Raw genomic sequence first — 16,672 nt, 5'->3', positions numbered from 1 at the left:
TCGATGCCGACCTAGTCGAGGAGCCAGGAACCGATATGACCGTCAGAACCCGAATCGCCCCTTCGCCCACCGGCGACCCGCATGTGGGTACGGCCTATATCGCGCTGTTCAACCAGTGTTTTGCGCGCCAGCACGGCGGGCAGTTCATCCTGAGAATTGAGGATACCGACCAGGCCCGGAGCACGCCGGAGTCCGAGCAGGCGATCCTGGATTCCCTGCGCTGGCTGGGGCTGGAATGGGACGAGGGGCCGGATGTGGGCGGCGAGTACGGCCCTTACCGCCAGTCCGAGCGCCGTGATGAGTACCGTGCCTATGCCGAGCAGCTGGTCGAGAGCGGTCATGCGTTTTACTGCTTCCGCAGCCCTGAGGAGCTGGATGCCATCCGCGATGCCCGGCGCGAGCAGGGGCTCAACCCGGGCATCAAGGGGGATCTGGAGCTGCCGGCGGATGAGGTGAAGCGCCGTATGGACGCCGGCGAGCCCTATGTGATCCGGATGAAGGTGCCGGAGGAGGGCGTGTGTGAGATTGAGGACATGCTCCGTGGCACGGTGAGCATCGACTGGACCCAGATCGACTGCCAGATCCTGCTCAAGTCCGACGGCATGCCCACCTACCACCTGGCGAACGTAGTGGACGACCACCGTATGGGCATCACGCATGTGATCCGGGGTGAGGAATGGATCAATTCCGCGCCCAAGCACAAGCTGCTTTACGAGTACTTCGGTTGGGAGATGCCGAGCCTTTGCCATATGCCACTGCTGCGCAACGAGGACGGCACCAAGCTCAGCAAGCGCAAGAACCCCACCAGCATCAGCCTGTACGAGCGGCTTGGGTTCATGCCCGAGGCGGTGCTGAACTTCCTGGGGCGCATGGGCTGGTCCATGCCGGACGAGCGGGAGCGGTTCACGCTCGAGGAGATGCAGGCGGAATTCGATATCCATCGGGTCTCGCTCGGCGGCCCGGTGTTCGATCAGGCCAAGCTGCGCTGGCTCAACGGCCTCTGGATCCGCGAGACGCTGAGCGACGAGGCCTTCATGGACCGGGTGGGGGACTGGTGGTTCAGCCGTGAGCAGCTGGCGCCGCTGGTGCCGCACCTCAAGAGCCGTGTTGAGACCTTTTCGGACATCGCGCCCATGGCGTCGTTCATGTTCTCCGGGATGCTGGATATGCGCCCCGAGGACTTCCAGCACCGCAAGCTGGATGAGGAGACAGTGCGCCGGATCCTGCAGTTTGCCCTGTGGCGTCTCGAGGCGGAGCGCCACTGGAGCCGGGATACGGTCTTTGCCGACCTCAAGGCGCTTGCGGGTGCCATGGGCCTGAAGATGGGGGAATTCATGTTCCCGATCTTCGTGGCTATCGCAGGGACTCCCAATTCCTGGTCGGTGGTGGACTCCATGGGGCTTCTGGGGCCGGACGTGAGCCGGGCACGCCTGCGCCATGCACTGAATGTGCTGGGTGGTTTCTCCAAGAAGCAGGCGAAGAAGGTCGAGAAGGAATACGCGGCACTGGAGACCGGCGAATAAAGGCGGCAATCAGGGGTTGACGCGCCCCTGGGTCGCCACTAATATACGCACCCGTTGGACGCAGTGGGGCCATAGCTCAGCTGGGAGAGCGCGGCGCTGGCAGCGCCGAGGTCGGGAGTTCGAGCCTCCCTGGCTCCACCACTTTTCAGTCCCGTTCGTCTAGAGGCCTAGGACACTGCCCTTTCACGGCAGTAACAGGGGTTCGAGTCCCCTACGGGACGCCAGATACAGAAAAGCCGGCCATTTGGCCGGCTTTTTTATGTCCGTATTCCGGACTCAGCCCTCCGCGATAGCGCCCTTGTTCACTCCCTCGAAGGCGTACACCTCAATCCGGCTTTCCGGTTCCAGCTTGCGGGTTTCATCGCGCAGATGGCAGGCAATCCACTCCACGGTGGTATCCGGCCCCATGATCTCGGTACGGGCCGCCGGCAGGGCCATTTCGAAATGGCCCTGGTCCGAATCGTAGCTGAACCGATGATAGGTGATGCCTGCATCCTCGAAGGTTTCGGTGTGGTCTTCGGCTGTTGCCAGGTAGATGTCACGCCAGCGCTCGCCCCAGTAGTGCTCCAGGTCCGGGGCGCGCTGACCGTTGCGCAGGATCCGGATGCGGGAGCGGTGGCCGTGGGCGATGCGCTGGCAGTTGCCGTCATGCTTCTTGAGCCCGTGGGCATAGTGGTACCAGGCGCCTTCGATGGCCTCCAGGCGCAGGCTGATGTGCACGCTTTGGACGTTGTCTGGAAGGATCCGCTGCAGGCTTTCCGAAAGCCGGGTGGCGATGGCCTGGCGTTCAACGGCTGTGCCGGGGACGGTGGTAACCGCCTGCTCCGGTGATCGATGCTCGATCCAGGTGCCGTCCTCCAGGTGCCAGCGGAAATGCCCGGCCGCTTCCGGGTCCAGCCACTGGAGTCCGGAATAATCCGCCGGGATCAGCAGCCGGTGGTCCACCTGGTCGTCAATATGCGCCTTGATGGTGCTTTTGACATGGCCGAAGTCGAACACCATGCCGGCCTCGTTCAGCTCGCCGGCGAGTTCGATGTCCACGATCCAGCTTTCGCCGACCAGGCCGCGGTGAGGGTCCAGGTAGGCAAAGTCTATGACGGTCAGGTTATCAACGAAAAGACGGTTCATGATGCGGTGGCTGCCTGCGGAGTGAAAGCCCGCATGGTAGCAGATCACCGCATGGGGCGGGCAGCGGCTCAGCCGATCAGCCCGCCCAGCCAGGCAATGCCGAGACTGAAGATGCCCAGGCTGACGGCCAGTGCCATGGTGTAGATCCGAGCTGCCGTGGTTTTCTGCTCGCGCCGGTAGAGATCCAGGGTGCGCTGGGCGACTTCCTCGGAGGTATCCCGGGCGATGTCATGGGCCTGCTGGACGGCTTCCGACTGCAGTGACTGCCAGAATTCCGTATCCACCGTCTGTGTCGCGGTCAGGTGGTCCTTGAGAGCATTCAGGTCGCCTTCCGTCAGCCCCTGTTGTGTCTGCTCCCGGACCTCCCGGCGCAGCTCGCTGAGCTCATTGCCCAGATTGAGGGTGACTTCGGCGGCTACCTCGTTTTTCAGCGACTCCAGGCGGCCCTCCACCAGCTCGCGGAAATCCGCGGTCTGCTTTTCTATGGCTTTTTCCCGTCGGCGCTCACTGTCCTCGATCAGGCGGCGGACATGGTCGTGCTGTTCGTCGAAAAGGCTGGAAAGCAGCTCGTGCAGCCGGTTATGGATATGGGTCTTCACCGCCGAGCGTGCGATCTGTTCGATCAGCTCAGTGGTCAGGGGCACGGTATCCCCTTCGGCACCCGCGCTCTGGCGACTGTCCGCAAGCCGTACACTGGCCTCGGTCTCAAGGGGGTCGGATTCATCCGGTGTCTCGGCCACATCCTCGGGTGCCGGTGGTTCGGGCAGGGTGCCCTGGTTCAGGTCCTGGGTCAGCGCCGTGAGGATGCTGTCGAGCCCATCCGCCTGCGGGGGCTTGGTAAGGATGTTGTAGACTCCGTATCCCTGCGCTTCCTGGATGAAATCATCCGATTTCTTCGAGGTGCACATGACCACCGGGATGGAGGCGGTTGCCGGGTTGCGCTTGATGGCCTTGGTGGCTTCCACGCCATTCATGCCCGGCATCAGGTGGTCCATGAAGATGACGTCCGGTGGCTGCTCGCTGTTCAGAAGATCCAGGGCCTCCTCCGCGGAGCCCGCCATGCTTACATCCATGTTGCGGCTCTCAAGGAGCTTGCTCAGGGCGAAGCGGGCGACCTTGGAGTCGTCCACCAGCAGAGCGGTATTGATGGTCATCTGACTTCCTCTTGCGTACTGCGTTGTTACCGGATCGGCTGACATGGTCACCACGCCTCCATGGAGGGACACTGTGTTTCCCGGTAGCTGCCCTTGCGGTAGCACACACCCGGCTCCGAAGTGCGGGCGGTGAAGACCTCGCCCTCCGGTGTCGTCATGCGGACCTCGCCGTAAGGGTCGCCTTCTCGGAACGTGCTTTCAATGCTGGCACCGCTGGGATGACGGATCTCGCCCCGGCCGTGGAAGCGGCCATCGACAAACTGGCCCTGGTACTGGCGGCCACTGCTGAAGGTGCGAACCCCTTCGCCATGGAAACGGTCGTTGGCGAAGTCACCGCGGTAATAGCCGCCGTCGGGGTAGGTCAGGCGACCTTCGCCGTGGAGCTGGCCGTCCCGGAAGTTACCCACGTACATGAGTCCTTCGGCGGTGGTCAGGGTGCCGTGCCCATTGAGTTCGCCGTCCTCCCAGTTACCGGTGAAGGTATCGCCGTTGCTGGCCGTGAGCGTACCACGTCCATGGTATTCACCGTCCTGGAACTCGCCCTCGTAGACATCGCCATTGGGGTGCTGCAGGCTGCCTTCGCCATGCATGGCGCCCTGCTGCCACTCGCCCTCGTAGATGCGCCTGTCCGGGAAATGGGCCGTACCCTCGCCGTGAAACTCGCCGTTGCGGAATTCGCCTTCATAGGTGAGGCCGTCGCTGTCCCCGTAGGTACCCTCGCCGGTTTTCACGCCGTGTTCCCAGGTGCCGTCGCGGTAGCGGACTGTGGTATAGCGCTCAAGGCGTGCCATCAGGGTGGGGGCGTCTCCGGCATCCAGGTGGATCTGTTCCCGCCAGGTGCTGTGCTTCGGTTTACTGATCTCGATGCTGTAGGTCCCCGGATCCAGCTCCAGGTCCATGGCGGTGGAGCCCCTGGGGTCGCCGTTGATTTTCACCTGGTCGTCGTAGACGTTGGAGCGCAGTGTCAGCCGTGCCTGTGTTGGCTCCTGCTTCTGTTCCTGCGCCTGCTCTGTGGACGTGGCGGACAGGGTGTCAGCCGCCGCTTCGGCGCTGGCGGCATCGGCAGTGGTTTTGGCACCGCTCCCGGTATCGGGTACGGAAACGGCCGGAATAACCCTGGGAATTCTGTCGGTATCGGCCTGGGCTGCGTCTGCTGAGGCGTGCTCATCGTCCGCGTTTGCTTCAGTCTCCCCGGAAGAAGGCGGCGAGACCACCGGAATGCGTGAGCCCACCAGCTCCGGAGAGCGCTGGATGGTGGCAAAACCGGCCGTCACCAGCAGCATGATCGCGAGAAAATTCGCAAACAGCAGCGGTCTGTAGTCGATCATTGCATGCCACTCCGTTCATTCCGACACAGCGGGTCAGACAGGGGGCGGTGCGCCACCTGTTCAGTCTGACTTCATGTTATCGGAGAACTGGCGGTGGCTGCGTGAAGTGACGCACTTTTCAGGCGTTTTCCGAGTGCCTCCGCTGCTGCAGTTCCTCCCAGGCGCGCATGTGGACATCCGCTTCATACTCGTAGGGCGATTTGAACGGCGTCAGGACCAGGTCGAAGACCGCGAAAAGCAGGCCCACGGAAAGCCAGGACAGCACCAGCGTATCGAGCGTGGTGGCCTGGACCTGGGCGGTTGCGTCCACGAAGCGCTCCAGGTGGGGCAGGGCGTTGTCCACCAGCGCCACCGGGTTGAAGCGCGCGAACACCAGCGGAATCCATACCCCCAGGAACACGGGAAAGAATCCGAATGACCAGAGGATACGGCGGATCAGGTAGATCACCAGTGCATTGACGTATCGCCGCCGCAGTTCCGGTATGCCGCGGATTTCCTCCAGGTAACGCTTGCGTTCGACCCAATAGGCCTCAACGCGGGGGCGGGATCCGGAAGTCTCTGTATGCTCGTGTTGGCCGGTCAATGATTACCCATTCAGACGTTGCCCAGTGTCCCCACACTATAAACAAGATGTGAGCGGTTGCCAGAGGGCATTCCGCCACGCCTGTGGGAACACGGGCGCGCAACCGCTAGAATGGCGGCACATTCACAGGACAGGAAGAGAGCATGCTGGATCAGGCGGAACCGCAGGTTCACCCGGCTTTCGAGTGGGTACGCAATCACCGGATCGAGACACTTCACCTGGAAGTGGAGGAGTATCGGCATCGGGCCACCGGGGCATGCCATCTGCATCTCGCTTCAGACAACGACGAGAACGTCTTTCTCGTGGCCCTGCGGACCTTCCCTATGGATTCCAGCGGGGTTGCGCACATTCTCGAGCACACGGCTCTGTGCGGGAGCGAGAACTACCCCACGCGCGATCCCTTCTTCATGATGATCCAGCGCTCGCTGAACACCTTCATGAACGCGCTGACCAGCAGCGACTGGACGGCCTATCCGTTTGCCAGCAAAAACCGCAAGGATTTCGACAACCTTCTCTCGGTCTACCTGGATTCCGTGTTCTTCTCCAATCTGGACCCGCTGGATTTTGCCCAGGAGGGCCACCGGCTGGAGTTCGAGACCCCGGATGACCCCAGTACGCCGCTGGTGCACCGGGGCGTGGTCTACAACGAGATGAAGGGGGCCATGAGTTCGCCCGTGTCGCAGCTCTGGCAGACACTGTCGAAGCACCTGTTCCCGACCACAACCTACCATTACAACAGCGGCGGCGAGCCGGACCACATCGTGGACCTGACCTATGATCAGCTGGTCCAGTTCTATCGCCGCCACTACCACCCCAGCAACGCCATTTTCGCCACCTTTGGCGATATCCCGGCGCGCGAGCACCAGGAGCGCTTCGAGTCCCTGGCGCTGAACCGGTTCTCGGCGGCGGAGATCGACCTGCCGGTGCGCAATGAGAAGCGCTACTACGCGCCCGTGCGGGTCCAGGAGCATTATGGCGTGGACCCTGACGAGGGCACCGACAACCGCACCCACGTGGTCATGGGCTGGCTGCTGGGGGAGAGCTTCGACCTTGAGAAGAACCTCGAGGCGGAGCTGCTTACGGCCGTACTGCTGGAAAACAGCGCCTCGCCGCTGCTGCAGGCGCTGGAGACCACCAGCCTGGGGCAGGCCCCCTCGCCACTGTGCGGTCTCGAGGATTCCAATCGGGAAATGACCTTTGTCTGCGGCATTGAGGGTACGGAGCCGGAGCAGGCCGGTGAGGTGGAGAACCTGATTCTCGAAACCCTGGAGAACGTGGCCCGGGAGGGCGTTGCCCATGAGAAGCTGGAGGCCATCGTGCACCAGCTGGAACTGCAGCAGCGCGAGATTTCGGGCGACGGGTTCCCCTATGGCCTGCAGCTGATCATGCAGGCGCTTTCGCCCATGGTGCACGGTGGTGATCCCGTGGACCTGCTCGACCTGGAGCCGGTGCTGGAACGGCTGCGTCAGCGTATCCAGGATCCGGAGTATGTGCCCGGGCTGATCCGGCGTCTGCTTCTGGACAACCCGCACCGGGTACGCCTGGCCCTGGCACCGGACACCGGGCTCAACGAACGCCGGGAACAGGCGGTCCGGCAGGCGCTGGACGAGCGCAAGGCGAGCCTGAGCGGCGAGGAGGAGCGCACCCTGGTGGAGCAGGCGCAGGCCCTGCAGGCGCGCCAGAACCAGGAAGCGGACGACAGCATGCTGCCGCGCGTGGGCATCGAGGATGTGCCGGCGTCGCTGAAGATCCCGGAAGGTGAGTCCGATGCGTCCGGGCGTATCACCCGCTATCACATGGGGACCAACGGCCTGGTGTACCAGCAGCTGGTGGCACCGCTGCCGGACCTGGAACCGGAACACCGTCAGCTGCTGCCCATCTATTCGAGCATGCTGAGTGAAGTGGGCGCGGGCTCCGATGATTACCTGCGTATGCAGGACCGCATCTCGGCGGGCAGTGGCGGTATCAGTGGCGCGGCCACGATCAAGGGCAATGTCGACGATGTCCAGTCCGTGCGCGGTTACTTCACCCTGGGCGGCAAGGCCCTGGCCGCGAACAGCGACGATCTCGCCGGGCTTCTGCATGACGTAGCCTCCGCCGCACGTTTCGACGAAAAGGAGCGGGTGCGTGAGCTGGTGGCGCAGATGCGGGCCCGTCGGGAGCATTCGATTACCGGCAGCGGACATGCGCTGGCCATGGGGGCTGCCTCCCATGGGGCCAGCCCCGGCGCCCGCCTGACTTATGAGCTGGGCGGGCTTGAGGGCATCCGGCAGCTGGTTGCACTGGACGACCGCCTGGACGACAGCGCTGAGCTTGACCGCTTCTGCCAGCGGCTTTCGGAACTCCATGAGCGGATCCATGCCGGGGGCCCGGACTTCCTGCTGATCGGTGAGAGCAGTGGGCTGGAAGACTCCGAGGCGGCGGTACGCGGCCATTGGTCCCTGGATGGGGAACAGGCCGCCGGCGGCTTCCATCTGGATCCGGTGAGTGAACAGGTCAACGAAGGCTGGCTGACCGCGACCCAGGTGAACTTCTGCGCCCGGGCCTTCCCGACGGTGCCGGTGGAACACCCGGATGCGGCGCCGCTGAGCGTGCTGGGCGTGCTGCTGCGCAATGACAACCTGCACCGCAGCATCCGCGAGCAGGGTGGTGCCTACGGCAGCGGCGCGGGGCAGGACAGCGCGAACGGGGTCTTCCGGTTCTTCTCCTATCGCGATCCACGACTTGAGGAGACCCTGGCCGACTTCGACCGCTCGCTGGAGTGGCTGCACGCGGGGGGCCAGACGGCGGCTTCCGTGGAAGAGGCCATACTGGGTGTAATCTCCCAGCTGGACCGTCCTCGTTCACCCGCGGGGGAGGCCCGCTTCGCGTATCAGAGCCGGCTTTTCGGGCGTACGCCCGAGCAGCAGCAGCGCTTCCGCGAGCGGGTACTGGCGGTGGATCTGGCCTCCATGCAGAGGGCGGCCGAACGCTGGCTTACGCCTGAACGCGCCTCCACGGCCGTGGTCACCGGTCATGGTAACCGGCAGCGGCTGGCGGATCTTGGCATGAAGGTTCTCGAGATCTGATCAGCGTGCCCGGCGCTCGATCCCGGTCTGGACCAGGAGACGGGTGGAGATTTCTTCCACCGAGTAGTCCGTGGTGTTCAGGCTCGGGATCCGCTCGCGCCGGTACATGCTTTCCGCTTCATTGACTTCCATCATGCACTGGCGCAGGGACGCGTAACCGGAGTTGGGGCGGCGTTCGTTGCGGATGGCCGACAGCCGGTTGGGGTCAATGGTGAGTCCGAAAAGCTTCTGCCGGTGGGGTTGCAGGGCGGAGGGAATGCGCTGCTCCTCCATATCCTCCTCGGTCAGCGGGTAGTTCGCCGCCTTGATGCCGTACTGGAGGGCGAGATACAGGCATGTGGGTGTCTTGCCGCTGCGTGACGGGCCGATCAGGATGACGTCGGCGTCGTCATAGTAGCGGGTGCGGGCGCCATCATCGTTCTCCAGCGCGTAGTTCACCGCCTTGATCCGTTCCTCGTAGCCGCCGTCGCGGGAGATGGCGTGGGATTTGCCCACAGTGTAGGAGGAGCTCGAATGAAGCTCGTTCTCCAGGGGCGACAGGAAGGTGCCGAAGATGTCCACCATGAACGCTTCGGCTCTGGAGAGTTCACCCCGGATCTCGCTGTCAACAATGGTATCAAAGGTCAGCGGCCGCGCCCCGTCGAGCTCCCCCGCCTTGTTGATCTGCTCAACCGCCTCCTGGGCTTTGCCCACGGAATCGATGTAGGGAAGGGTGATCTTCTCGAACTGGATGCTGTCGAACTGGGCCAGGAGGCTGTTGCCAAGGGCTTCGGCGGTAATGCCGGTGCCGTCGGAGATGAAGAAGGCGGTGCGTTTCATGAGGCGTGGGGCTCTCTCCTGATTTTCCGGTATCCTAGGCCGATACGGTCGGTCTGTGAACCCGCTCCGCGCAATGGTGGAGATAACCCTGCCGGTTACAGTATGATACGCGGGCTCTGCAGGGCGCGTGGCGCCCCGGGTGACAGGCAATAACGAGGGAGATTGGCTTTGGACGATTTCATCATCGGTTTCGAGCAACTCGGCATGGACGATGTCGAGCGCGTGGGCGGCAAGAATGCCTCCCTCGGGGAGATGATCAGTAACCTCGCCAATGCCGGTGTGACGGTACCCGGTGGGTTCGCCACCACAGCACAGGCCTACCGCGAGTTTCTTGAGAAGGACGGGCTGCGCCAGCGCATTGATGAGACGCTGGACAGTCTGGACATCAATGACGTCAACGAACTGGCACGGGTTGGTGCGAAGATCCGCCAGTGGATCATCGATACGCCTTTCCCGCCGGCGCTGGAGCAGGCGATTGCGGACCGCTTCGGCGCCATGCAGGACGGTAACGAGCGCATGGCGGTGGCGGTTCGTTCCTCCGCGACGGCGGAAGATCTTCCGGACGCCTCCTTTGCGGGGCAGCAGGAAACCTTCCTGAACATCGTGGGGCTGGATAACGTCAAGCTCGCCATCAAGGAGGTCTTCGCCTCCCTGTTCAATGACCGGGCGATTTCCTACCGCGTACATCACGGCTTTGATCACAACAAGGTGGCGCTCTCTGCCGGCATCCAGCGCATGGTGCGCAGCGAGACCGGCAGCAGCGGTGTGATGTTCACTCTCGACACCGAATCCGGTTTCCAGGAAGTGGTGTTCATTACTGCCTCCTACGGTCTGGGCGAGACGGTGGTACAGGGTGCGGTCAACCCGGATGAATTCTACGTGCACAAGCCGACCTTTGAGGCCGGTCGCCCCGCCGTTCTGCGTCGCAACCTGGGCAGCAAGGCCATCAAGATGGTCTATGCCGGTGACGGTGAAATGGGCCGTTCGGTTGAGACGGTCAAGGTGGATGCGGAGGATCGCAACCGGTTCTGCCTCTCCGATGAGGATGTCACCGAGCTGACCCGCCAGGCGCTGACCATCGAGAAACACTACGGGCGGCCCATGGACATCGAATGGGCCAAGGACGGCGACACCGGTAAGCTGTTCATTGTTCAGGCACGGCCTGAGACCGTCCGCAGCCGCAAGGGGCTGCACACCATGGAGCGCTACCTGCTCAAGGAGAAGGGGACCGTGCTGGTTGAGGGCCGGAGCATCGGCCACCGCATCGGTGCCGGCCCGGCCCGGATCGTTACCAGCATCAACGAGATGGACCGCGTCCAGGAAGGGGATGTGCTGGTGACGGACATGACCGACCCCGACTGGGAGCCGGTCATGAAGCGCTCCGCCGCGATCATCACGGACCGTGGCGGACGCACCTGCCATGCGGCCATCATTGCCCGGGAACTGGGTATTCCCGCTGTTGTCGGCTGCGGTAATGCCTCCGAGCTGGTCCAGGAGGGCCAGGAGCTCACGGTCTCCTGCGCCGAGGGCGATACCGGCCTGGTGTATGACGGCCGGCTCGATTTCGAGCTGCGCGAGAATTCCGTGGAATCCATGCCCAAGCTGCCGTTCCGCATCATGATGAACGTCGGCAACCCGGATCGGGCCTTTGACTTCCAGGCCCTGCCGAACGAAGGCGTGGGTCTTGCCCGGCTGGAGTTCATCATCAACCGCATGATCGGCGTTCATCCCAAGGCGCTGCTGAATTTCGACTCGCTGCCGGGGGACATCAAGCAGACGGTTGAGAAGCGCATCGCCGGTTACAGCTCACCGGTGGACTTCTACGTGGACAAGCTGGTCGAGGGCATATCCACGCTGGCGGCCGCCTTCTATCCCAAGCCGGTCATCGTGCGGCTGTCGGACTTCAAGTCCAATGAATACGCCAACCTGATCGGGGGCACCCTGTATGAGCCGGACGAAGAGAACCCGATGCTCGGCTTCCGGGGGGCATCCCGTTATATCTCGGATTCCTTCCGGGACTGCTTTGAGCTTGAATGCCGGGCACTGACCCGCGTCCGGGACGAGATGGGTCTGAACAACGTTGAGGTCATGGTGCCGTTCGTGCGTACGCCGGGCGAGGGTCGTCAGGTCGTGGAACTGCTGGCGGAGAATGGTCTGGAACGCGGTCGCGAGGACCTGCGCGTGATCATGATGTGTGAGCTGCCGGCCAATGCCCTCCAGGCGGATGAGTTCCTGGAGCATTTTGACGGCTTCTCCATCGGTTCCAACGACCTGACACAGCTCACGCTGGGGCTGGACCGGGATTCCGGGATCGTGGCCCACCTGTTTGATGAACGCAACGAGTCGGTCAAGTCGCTGCTGGCCAGCGCCATTGCCGCATGCCGCAGGGCCAACAAGTACGTTGGGATCTGTGGCCAGGGGCCCTCGGATCACCCGGATCTGGCCAAATGGCTGATGGATCAGGGCATCGACAGTGTCTCTCTTAATCCGGATTCGGTGCTGGACACCTGGTTCTTCCTGGCGGAAGGGCAGCACTCCTGATCGACCGGTGTAACCCCAGGCAGGCTTGAGGAAAGCGGGTATGCAGAGCAGCAGCCGATTGTTTCCGGTGACCCTGTCGGCTACCGAAATGGCCGCTGACCTCTATGAGGACGTGTACCTGCTGAACCCCGGTGTGAGCCCGGATCCCAGCGTCCGTATCGCGGTGACCCGGGTACGGGATCCGGCCTGGCAGGGTCGACGCGTTCCGGTTGTGCTCATTCACCGGGAGTTCCAGAATAAGCGCGAGTGGCTCTCGCCCGGAGGCGAGGGACTGGCAGGGCTGCTTGCCCGATACGGGTTTGATGTGTGGCTGCCGGAGATGCGCGGCCACGGCATGTCCCCGCGTAACCGCGATTGGGCGCTGGGCCACATTGCGCTGCTGGCGGAGGAGGACCTGCCTCCTGTACAGCGGTTCGTGGAAGAGCAGAGCGGCGTGCCCCCGGCCTGGCTTGGGCAGGGCCTTGGAGCCCGCATGCTGGCTTACGCCCTGGTCAACAACCACCGCTTCCTGCGCCTGGTGCCCGCCGCCGTCTTTGTGGACCCCGGCCGGGCGGATTCCCACTGGACGGAATCCGAGGCGACCATGGGTGAGAAACTGGGGCTGCGCCGGCGCCAGCGGTTTCTGGGTGGTCTGCACGGCTGGGGCCCGGAGGATGAGCCCAGCGCCCTGTTCCGGGATCTGTACCGGACCCAGAAACGTTACCGCAGGGGCAAGGGGCATCCCACCCACGAAGGACTGCGCGTCATCCGCTGCCCGGGGCTCGTGGTCGGTGTCGAGGATGAGGAGGCCACTGTGCGCGACTTTGCGGGCAATCTTGGCGGACAGGTCCGCCATACCCTGGGCCAGGAGAGCGGCAGCAGGAGCGCCGCCGGCCAGAGCACCCTGGGAACGGCGCTCCAGGATGATATCCGCGCCTGGCTGACAGAACATACCCGCGGCCTGCGGGCTGACAGTATCGACTGAAATCGCAACTGGATCAGGAGGAAATCGTGTCGCAAGAGACAATCGTCACACCGGACCTTGTGGATGAGCACCCGGAAGTAGCTGTGGTTGAGCCCATGTTCGTGAACCTGGGCGGGCGCGGTGCGTTTGGTGGCGAGATCGTCACCGTGAAATGCTTTGAGGACAACTCCGTGGTCAAGGAGCAGGTCGGCAAGGAAGGGCATGGCAAGGTGCTCGTCGTCGACGGCGGCGGCTCGCTGCGTATTGCCCTGCTGGGTGACATGCTGGCGGAAAAGGCCTCGAAGAATGGCTGGCAGGGCGTGATTGTCTACGGCTGTATCCGGGATGTGGACGTGATCGGCGAAACGGACATTGGCGTTCAGGCCCTGGCTACCCATCCGCGTAAGAGTGAGAAGCGGGGGCTGGGAGATCTGAACGTGGCCGTCAGCTTTGGCGGAGTCACCTTCGAACCCGGTCATTATGTCTATGCCGATAACAACGGCATCATCGTATCCGCTGAACCGCTGCCGGAAGTCTCCGTGTAACCGGCTGTTTCCGGGAGCCGGCGCACACATCCGGCTCCCGTTCCGCCTTATGCCATCTCATTCTTTGACGCCCGTAGCCCCTCCCGGTATAACGTAGTCGACCAGTAACAATAACAACCGTGGGACGGGATCATCTCATGACCGGAGACTCAATGCGGGATACGTCAGAGAAGCGCGACTTTATCCGTATGCACGTGGATACGGTGGTTGAGCTTTTCGAGGATGGCAGTGACCAGAGGATACAGGGGCGGTGCGTGGACCTGAGCGCCACTGGGATGGCGGTTGAGATGGATCGGGAGATGGCGGAAGGGCAGCGGCTGCATACGTCGTTGCCCTCCCACAACCCGGATTTTCCGCCTTTCGAGACCGTTTCCACCGTACTCAGAAGTGAACCGATAGACGGTGGCCGCTGGCGTGTCGGTCTGCGGATCGATGAGGTCAAGCGCTGAGCCTGACCATGGTCAGGCCCAGTTTTCGCTCTTGCGGCTGGGTTTGAGCAGCGGGAAGATAACCGCTATGAAAATGCCCGCGATCACCAGGCCGCCCCCGGTCAGCAGGTAGCTGGATTCACGGCTGTCTTCGAGGCGCTGGTTTTCGTTGGTCAGCAGCTCAACCTCCTTGCGCAACTCCTGGCGTTCCTCACGCAACTCGCGGTTGCGCTTCTCGAGATTGATCGCGTCCTCGGAGATGGTACGGATGCGCTCAAGTTCGTCACTGGTTTCGTTGAGCTCCGATTCCAGGGACTGCTTCTCCTGCTGTACCTGCTCAAGCTCGGAGCGGGTCTCCTCCAGCTGTGAGCGCGCTCCAGAGAGCTCCTCTTCAGTGCTGGCCAGCTGCTGCTGGACGTCCTGGAGCCGGTCTTCCGCAATACGCTCGGAACTCAGGAAGCGGGTTGCGATGTAACCTTCTTCGTCATCACCAAAGCGTACACGCGAATAGTCGTTCTCCGCGTCTTCTTCGAGCACCTCCACGGGGGTGCCGCTGCGCAGGGCGGACTCAATGATCCGGTACTCGTTGCTCGGGCCCGAGCGAACCGGGACGTAGATCACATCGTCCACATATCGGGTTTCGGCCTGTGCCACGGAGGCCAGCACAAGCAGCAGCGGCACCATGCAGCGTAATGCTCTGTTCATGCCTTTCTGTGGGGTCATGATGTCATTCCCTGTTAAACGGAGTCCGGATTCTGCCACAGCGCATTCGCCTTGCCCAGTGAGGCTCAGGGCAGCACTGGCTTGAATGGCCTGACTGTAACTTTTTCGTAAACACCTGCTTCCACGTAGGGATCCGCCTCTGCCCACGCTTGTGCTGCTGCCTGGGATTCAAATTCCGCTATCACCAGGCTGCCGGTAAACCCGGCCTCGCCCGGCTCGGTGGTATCCTCGGCGGGGAAGGGCCCAGCCATGAGCAGGCGCCCTTCGCTCTTCAGGGCCTCAAGGCGCTCAAGGTGCGCAGCCCGGGCCTGTTTGCGGCGCTCAAGGCTGTCTGCAACATCGTTGGCGATGATGGCGTAGTACATACGGATCTCCTGCCTGGAAAACGGGGGCGTATGAGTCGTAACAGCCGCCTATGATAAGCTGCCCCCGCCTTCGCGCCAATCCCGGCATGGAACAGCATTTCCCGGAGCATTATGCATACTGACGGACCCAGGCCGCTGCTTGCGGATCTGCACTGCCACAGCACCGCCTCCGATGGCGGTCTTTCGCCGGCCTCAGTGGTGGCCCGCGCCGCGGAGAAGGGCGTGGGCGTTCTGGCGCTGACCGACCATGACACCATTGCCGGCGTGGCCGAGGCCCGGGAGGCGGCCATGGCGGAAGGCATGCATCTGGTCAGCGGTGTGGAGCTGTCCTGCCTCTGGCGTAGCCAGACCATCCATGTGGTGGCCCTGGACTTCGATCCGGACGATATGGGCTTTCTAGAGGCGCTGGAAGGGCAGGAGAGCGTCCGGCACGAGCGTGCGGGCACCATTGATGAGCGGCTGCGGAAACAGGGGCTGCCCTCGGTACTGGAGGAGGCGCGCGCTCTGGCGGCTGGCGTTCCGGGGCGGCCCCATTTTGCCCAGGCACTGGTGGATGCAGGCGTGGTTCCCGGGGCACGTCAGGCGTTCCAGCGCTATCTGGGAACCGGCAAGGTGGGAGATGTGGCAGCCTGCTGGCCGGAACTGGCCGAGGTTGTTGGCTGGATCCGTGAGGCCGGAGGCATTCCGGTGCTGGCGCACCCGCGCCGTTACGGGCTGACCAACAACAAGCTGAGGAAGCTGGTGCAGACATTCCAGGATGCCGGCGGTCAGGCGCTGGAGGTTCTCAGTGCCGGGCATTCACCCCAGGATAGCGGTTATCTTACGCGCCTGTGCCTGGATGGCGGGCTCTGGGCCTCCGGGGGCAGTGATTTCCATTGGCCGGAACGGCCTTGGTCCGAGCTGGGCCGCCTTCCGGAACTGCCTGTCGGACCTGAGCCGGTCTGGTGGCACTTCCGGAGGGAGACGCGGGCCCGCCTTCAGGGCGAATGATAGTGCAGGTAGAGGTCCGTAAGGAGTTCGGGGATGGCGTCGGCATAGTCCGCCAGGCGCTTGGGGTCCTTGCGCGCCTGTTGGAAGGCTTCATCGTCAAACAGGTTTGAGAGGGTCAGTATGGGCGTCATCAGCTGCCCTACGGTTTCCTCGTCCTCCTCACCAACCCACTGATCCTCATCCAGCAGGAAGGTATCGGTGAAGCCCGCACACCAGTTCTCAAGCGCCTCCTCGGCGGTGTCGTCATCCTCGGGTTCCGGCAACTCCAGCGTCTGACCCTGTTCCAGCTCCTGCTGGATGGTCCTCACCAGCCGCGACACCAGTGTCCCGAACTCCTCGGGCATGGCGTCGCCGCCGGCCTCGGGCTGGCCCGTGGCGATGGCATGGATACGTTCCACCGACACTGGCACGGGCCCCACCACGGAGGCTGTAACCACCCCGTGGAGGCCAAACACATCCAGTGCCTCATCGCTCTGTCCCGGGGCGAACAGGAATGACTCCAAGGTTTCCACGTCCTGATCGGTCAGCATAACC

The 16,672-nt window shown here is 63.1% G+C and carries 15 protein-coding genes and 2 tRNA genes; 9 read left to right on the top strand and 8 right to left on the bottom strand.

Annotation, left to right across the window (positions count from 1 at the left end):
• Nucleotides 1–35: 35 nt before the first annotated feature.
• The 3 genes from gltX to H4I92_RS16210 all read left to right on the top strand — a co-directional run bounded on the left by gltX (nucleotide 36) and on the right by H4I92_RS16210 (nucleotide 1,747).
• Nucleotides 36–1,523: a glutamate--tRNA ligase gene (gltX, locus tag H4I92_RS16220; protein ID WP_077531552.1), complete on the top strand. Its 1,488-nt coding sequence runs from the start codon at nucleotides 36–38 to the stop codon at nucleotides 1,521–1,523.
• 65 nt (nucleotides 1,524–1,588) lie between these two features.
• Nucleotides 1,589–1,664, top strand: a tRNA-Ala gene (locus H4I92_RS16215).
• 7 nt (nucleotides 1,665–1,671) lie between these two features.
• Nucleotides 1,672–1,747 (top strand) — tRNA-Glu (locus H4I92_RS16210).
• 52 nt (nucleotides 1,748–1,799) lie between these two features.
• Here the strand turns inward: H4I92_RS16210 and H4I92_RS16205 are convergent.
• From H4I92_RS16205 to H4I92_RS16190, 4 genes are all read right to left on the bottom strand, one after another.
• The gene (locus tag H4I92_RS16205; protein ID WP_077531815.1) at nucleotides 1,800–2,651 is read right to left on the bottom strand and encodes a 6-pyruvoyl trahydropterin synthase family protein; all 852 of its coding nucleotides are present in this window, start codon (nucleotides 2,649–2,651) and stop codon (nucleotides 1,800–1,802) included.
• A 68-nt stretch (nucleotides 2,652–2,719) separates the two neighbouring features.
• The gene (locus H4I92_RS16200; protein ID WP_077531551.1) at nucleotides 2,720–3,805 is read right to left on the bottom strand and encodes a response regulator; all 1,086 of its coding nucleotides are present in this window, start codon (nucleotides 3,803–3,805) and stop codon (nucleotides 2,720–2,722) included.
• A gap of 47 nt (nucleotides 3,806–3,852) precedes the next feature.
• Nucleotides 3,853–5,133, bottom strand: coding sequence for a PEGA domain-containing protein (locus tag H4I92_RS16195; protein ID WP_077531550.1), 1,281 nt, complete (start codon nucleotides 5,131–5,133; stop codon nucleotides 3,853–3,855).
• A gap of 118 nt (nucleotides 5,134–5,251) precedes the next feature.
• Nucleotides 5,252–5,716, bottom strand: coding sequence for a hypothetical protein (locus tag H4I92_RS16190; RefSeq protein WP_077531549.1), 465 nt, complete (start codon nucleotides 5,714–5,716; stop codon nucleotides 5,252–5,254).
• A 143-nt stretch (nucleotides 5,717–5,859) separates the two neighbouring features.
• On the opposite strand from H4I92_RS16190, the gene H4I92_RS16185 reads away from it, so the two are divergent.
• Nucleotides 5,860–8,784, top strand: a complete 2,925-nt coding sequence (locus H4I92_RS16185; protein WP_077531548.1) for an insulinase family protein — start codon at nucleotides 5,860–5,862, stop codon at nucleotides 8,782–8,784.
• Here H4I92_RS16185 and ppsR read toward each other — a convergent pair whose 3' ends face one another.
• Nucleotides 8,785–9,603 carry a posphoenolpyruvate synthetase regulatory kinase/phosphorylase PpsR gene (gene ppsR / locus H4I92_RS16180; RefSeq protein WP_077531547.1) on the bottom strand — a complete coding sequence of 273 codons (819 nt, stop codon included), beginning with the start codon at nucleotides 9,601–9,603 and terminating at the stop codon, nucleotides 8,785–8,787. It lies immediately after the preceding gene.
• 168 nt (nucleotides 9,604–9,771) lie between these two features.
• On the opposite strand from ppsR, the gene ppsA reads away from it, so the two are divergent.
• The 4 genes from ppsA (at nucleotide 9,772) to H4I92_RS16160 (ending at nucleotide 14,081) form a co-directional block, all read left to right on the top strand.
• Nucleotides 9,772–12,144, top strand: a complete 2,373-nt coding sequence (gene ppsA, locus H4I92_RS16175; RefSeq protein WP_077531546.1) for a phosphoenolpyruvate synthase — start codon at nucleotides 9,772–9,774, stop codon at nucleotides 12,142–12,144.
• Nucleotides 12,145–12,184: 40 nt separating this feature from the next.
• Complete coding sequence (locus tag H4I92_RS16170) at nucleotides 12,185–13,108, top strand: alpha/beta fold hydrolase (protein WP_077531545.1); 924 nt, start codon at nucleotides 12,185–12,187, stop codon at nucleotides 13,106–13,108.
• A gap of 26 nt (nucleotides 13,109–13,134) precedes the next feature.
• A complete protein-coding gene (rraA, locus tag H4I92_RS16165; protein ID WP_077531544.1) occupies nucleotides 13,135–13,632 on the top strand; it encodes a ribonuclease E activity regulator RraA in 498 nt (165 codons plus the stop codon).
• Between the two features lie 152 nt (nucleotides 13,633–13,784).
• A complete protein-coding gene (locus tag H4I92_RS16160) occupies nucleotides 13,785–14,081 on the top strand; it encodes a PilZ domain-containing protein (protein ID WP_077531543.1) in 297 nt (98 codons plus the stop codon).
• A gap of 12 nt (nucleotides 14,082–14,093) precedes the next feature.
• Here the strand turns inward: H4I92_RS16160 and H4I92_RS16155 are convergent, their stop codons facing one another.
• Both H4I92_RS16155 and H4I92_RS16150 read right to left on the bottom strand, forming a co-directional pair.
• A complete protein-coding gene (locus tag H4I92_RS16155; RefSeq protein WP_077531542.1) occupies nucleotides 14,094–14,783 on the bottom strand; it encodes a TIGR04211 family SH3 domain-containing protein in 690 nt (229 codons plus the stop codon).
• 65 nt (nucleotides 14,784–14,848) lie between these two features.
• Nucleotides 14,849–15,148 carry a YciI family protein gene (locus H4I92_RS16150; protein WP_077531541.1) on the bottom strand — a complete coding sequence of 100 codons (300 nt, stop codon included), beginning with the start codon at nucleotides 15,146–15,148 and terminating at the stop codon, nucleotides 14,849–14,851.
• A 111-nt stretch (nucleotides 15,149–15,259) separates the two neighbouring features.
• Here H4I92_RS16150 and H4I92_RS16145 point away from each other — a divergent pair, with 111 nt between their 5' ends.
• Nucleotides 15,260–16,138 (top strand): PHP domain-containing protein, encoded by an 879-nt coding sequence (locus H4I92_RS16145; protein ID WP_077531540.1) that lies wholly within the window; start codon nucleotides 15,260–15,262, stop codon nucleotides 16,136–16,138.
• On the opposite strand, the gene H4I92_RS16140 is transcribed toward H4I92_RS16145, so the two are convergent.
• The gene (locus H4I92_RS16140; protein WP_077531539.1) at nucleotides 16,126–16,668 is read right to left on the bottom strand and encodes a YecA/YgfB family protein; all 543 of its coding nucleotides are present in this window, start codon (nucleotides 16,666–16,668) and stop codon (nucleotides 16,126–16,128) included. The two genes, H4I92_RS16145 and H4I92_RS16140, sit on opposite strands and share 13 nt — an antisense overlap.
• Nucleotides 16,669–16,672 lie beyond the last annotated feature (4 nt).

This window comes from Vreelandella halophila (genome assembly GCF_019903425.1).
Taxonomy (GTDB): Bacteria; Pseudomonadota; Gammaproteobacteria; order Pseudomonadales; family Oleiphilaceae; genus Halospina; species Halospina halophila.
The sequence above is the reverse complement of the archived record's forward strand: the minus strand, read 5'-3'. Positions and strand labels throughout refer to the sequence as shown.

Bases quoted from the DNA above. Each gene is read 5' to 3' on its own strand.
- H4I92_RS16140 (WP_077531539.1), bottom strand. From the start codon at position 16,668: ATGCTGACCGATCAGGACGTGGAAACCTTGGAGTCATTCCTGTTCGCC.
- H4I92_RS16150 (WP_077531541.1), bottom strand. From the start codon at position 15,148: ATGTACTACGCCATCATCGCCAACGATGTTGCAGACAGCCTTGAGCGC.
- H4I92_RS16195 (WP_077531550.1), bottom strand. From the start codon at position 5,133: ATGATCGACTACAGACCGCTGCTGTTTGCGAATTTTCTCGCGATCATG.
- H4I92_RS16160 (WP_077531543.1), top strand. From the start codon at position 13,785: ATGCGGGATACGTCAGAGAAGCGCGACTTTATCCGTATGCACGTGGAT.
- H4I92_RS16155 (WP_077531542.1), bottom strand. From the start codon at position 14,783: ATGACCCCACAGAAAGGCATGAACAGAGCATTACGCTGCATGGTGCCG.
- H4I92_RS16200 (WP_077531551.1), bottom strand. From the start codon at position 3,805: ATGACCATCAATACCGCTCTGCTGGTGGACGACTCCAAGGTCGCCCGC.
- H4I92_RS16185 (WP_077531548.1), top strand. From the start codon at position 5,860: ATGCTGGATCAGGCGGAACCGCAGGTTCACCCGGCTTTCGAGTGGGTA.
- H4I92_RS16145 (WP_077531540.1), top strand. From the start codon at position 15,260: ATGCATACTGACGGACCCAGGCCGCTGCTTGCGGATCTGCACTGCCAC.
- H4I92_RS16170 (WP_077531545.1), top strand. From the start codon at position 12,185: ATGCAGAGCAGCAGCCGATTGTTTCCGGTGACCCTGTCGGCTACCGAA.
- ppsR (WP_077531547.1), bottom strand. From the start codon at position 9,603: ATGAAACGCACCGCCTTCTTCATCTCCGACGGCACCGGCATTACCGCC.
- H4I92_RS16205 (WP_077531815.1), bottom strand. From the start codon at position 2,651: ATGAACCGTCTTTTCGTTGATAACCTGACCGTCATAGACTTTGCCTAC.
- gltX (WP_077531552.1), top strand. From the start codon at position 36: ATGACCGTCAGAACCCGAATCGCCCCTTCGCCCACCGGCGACCCGCAT.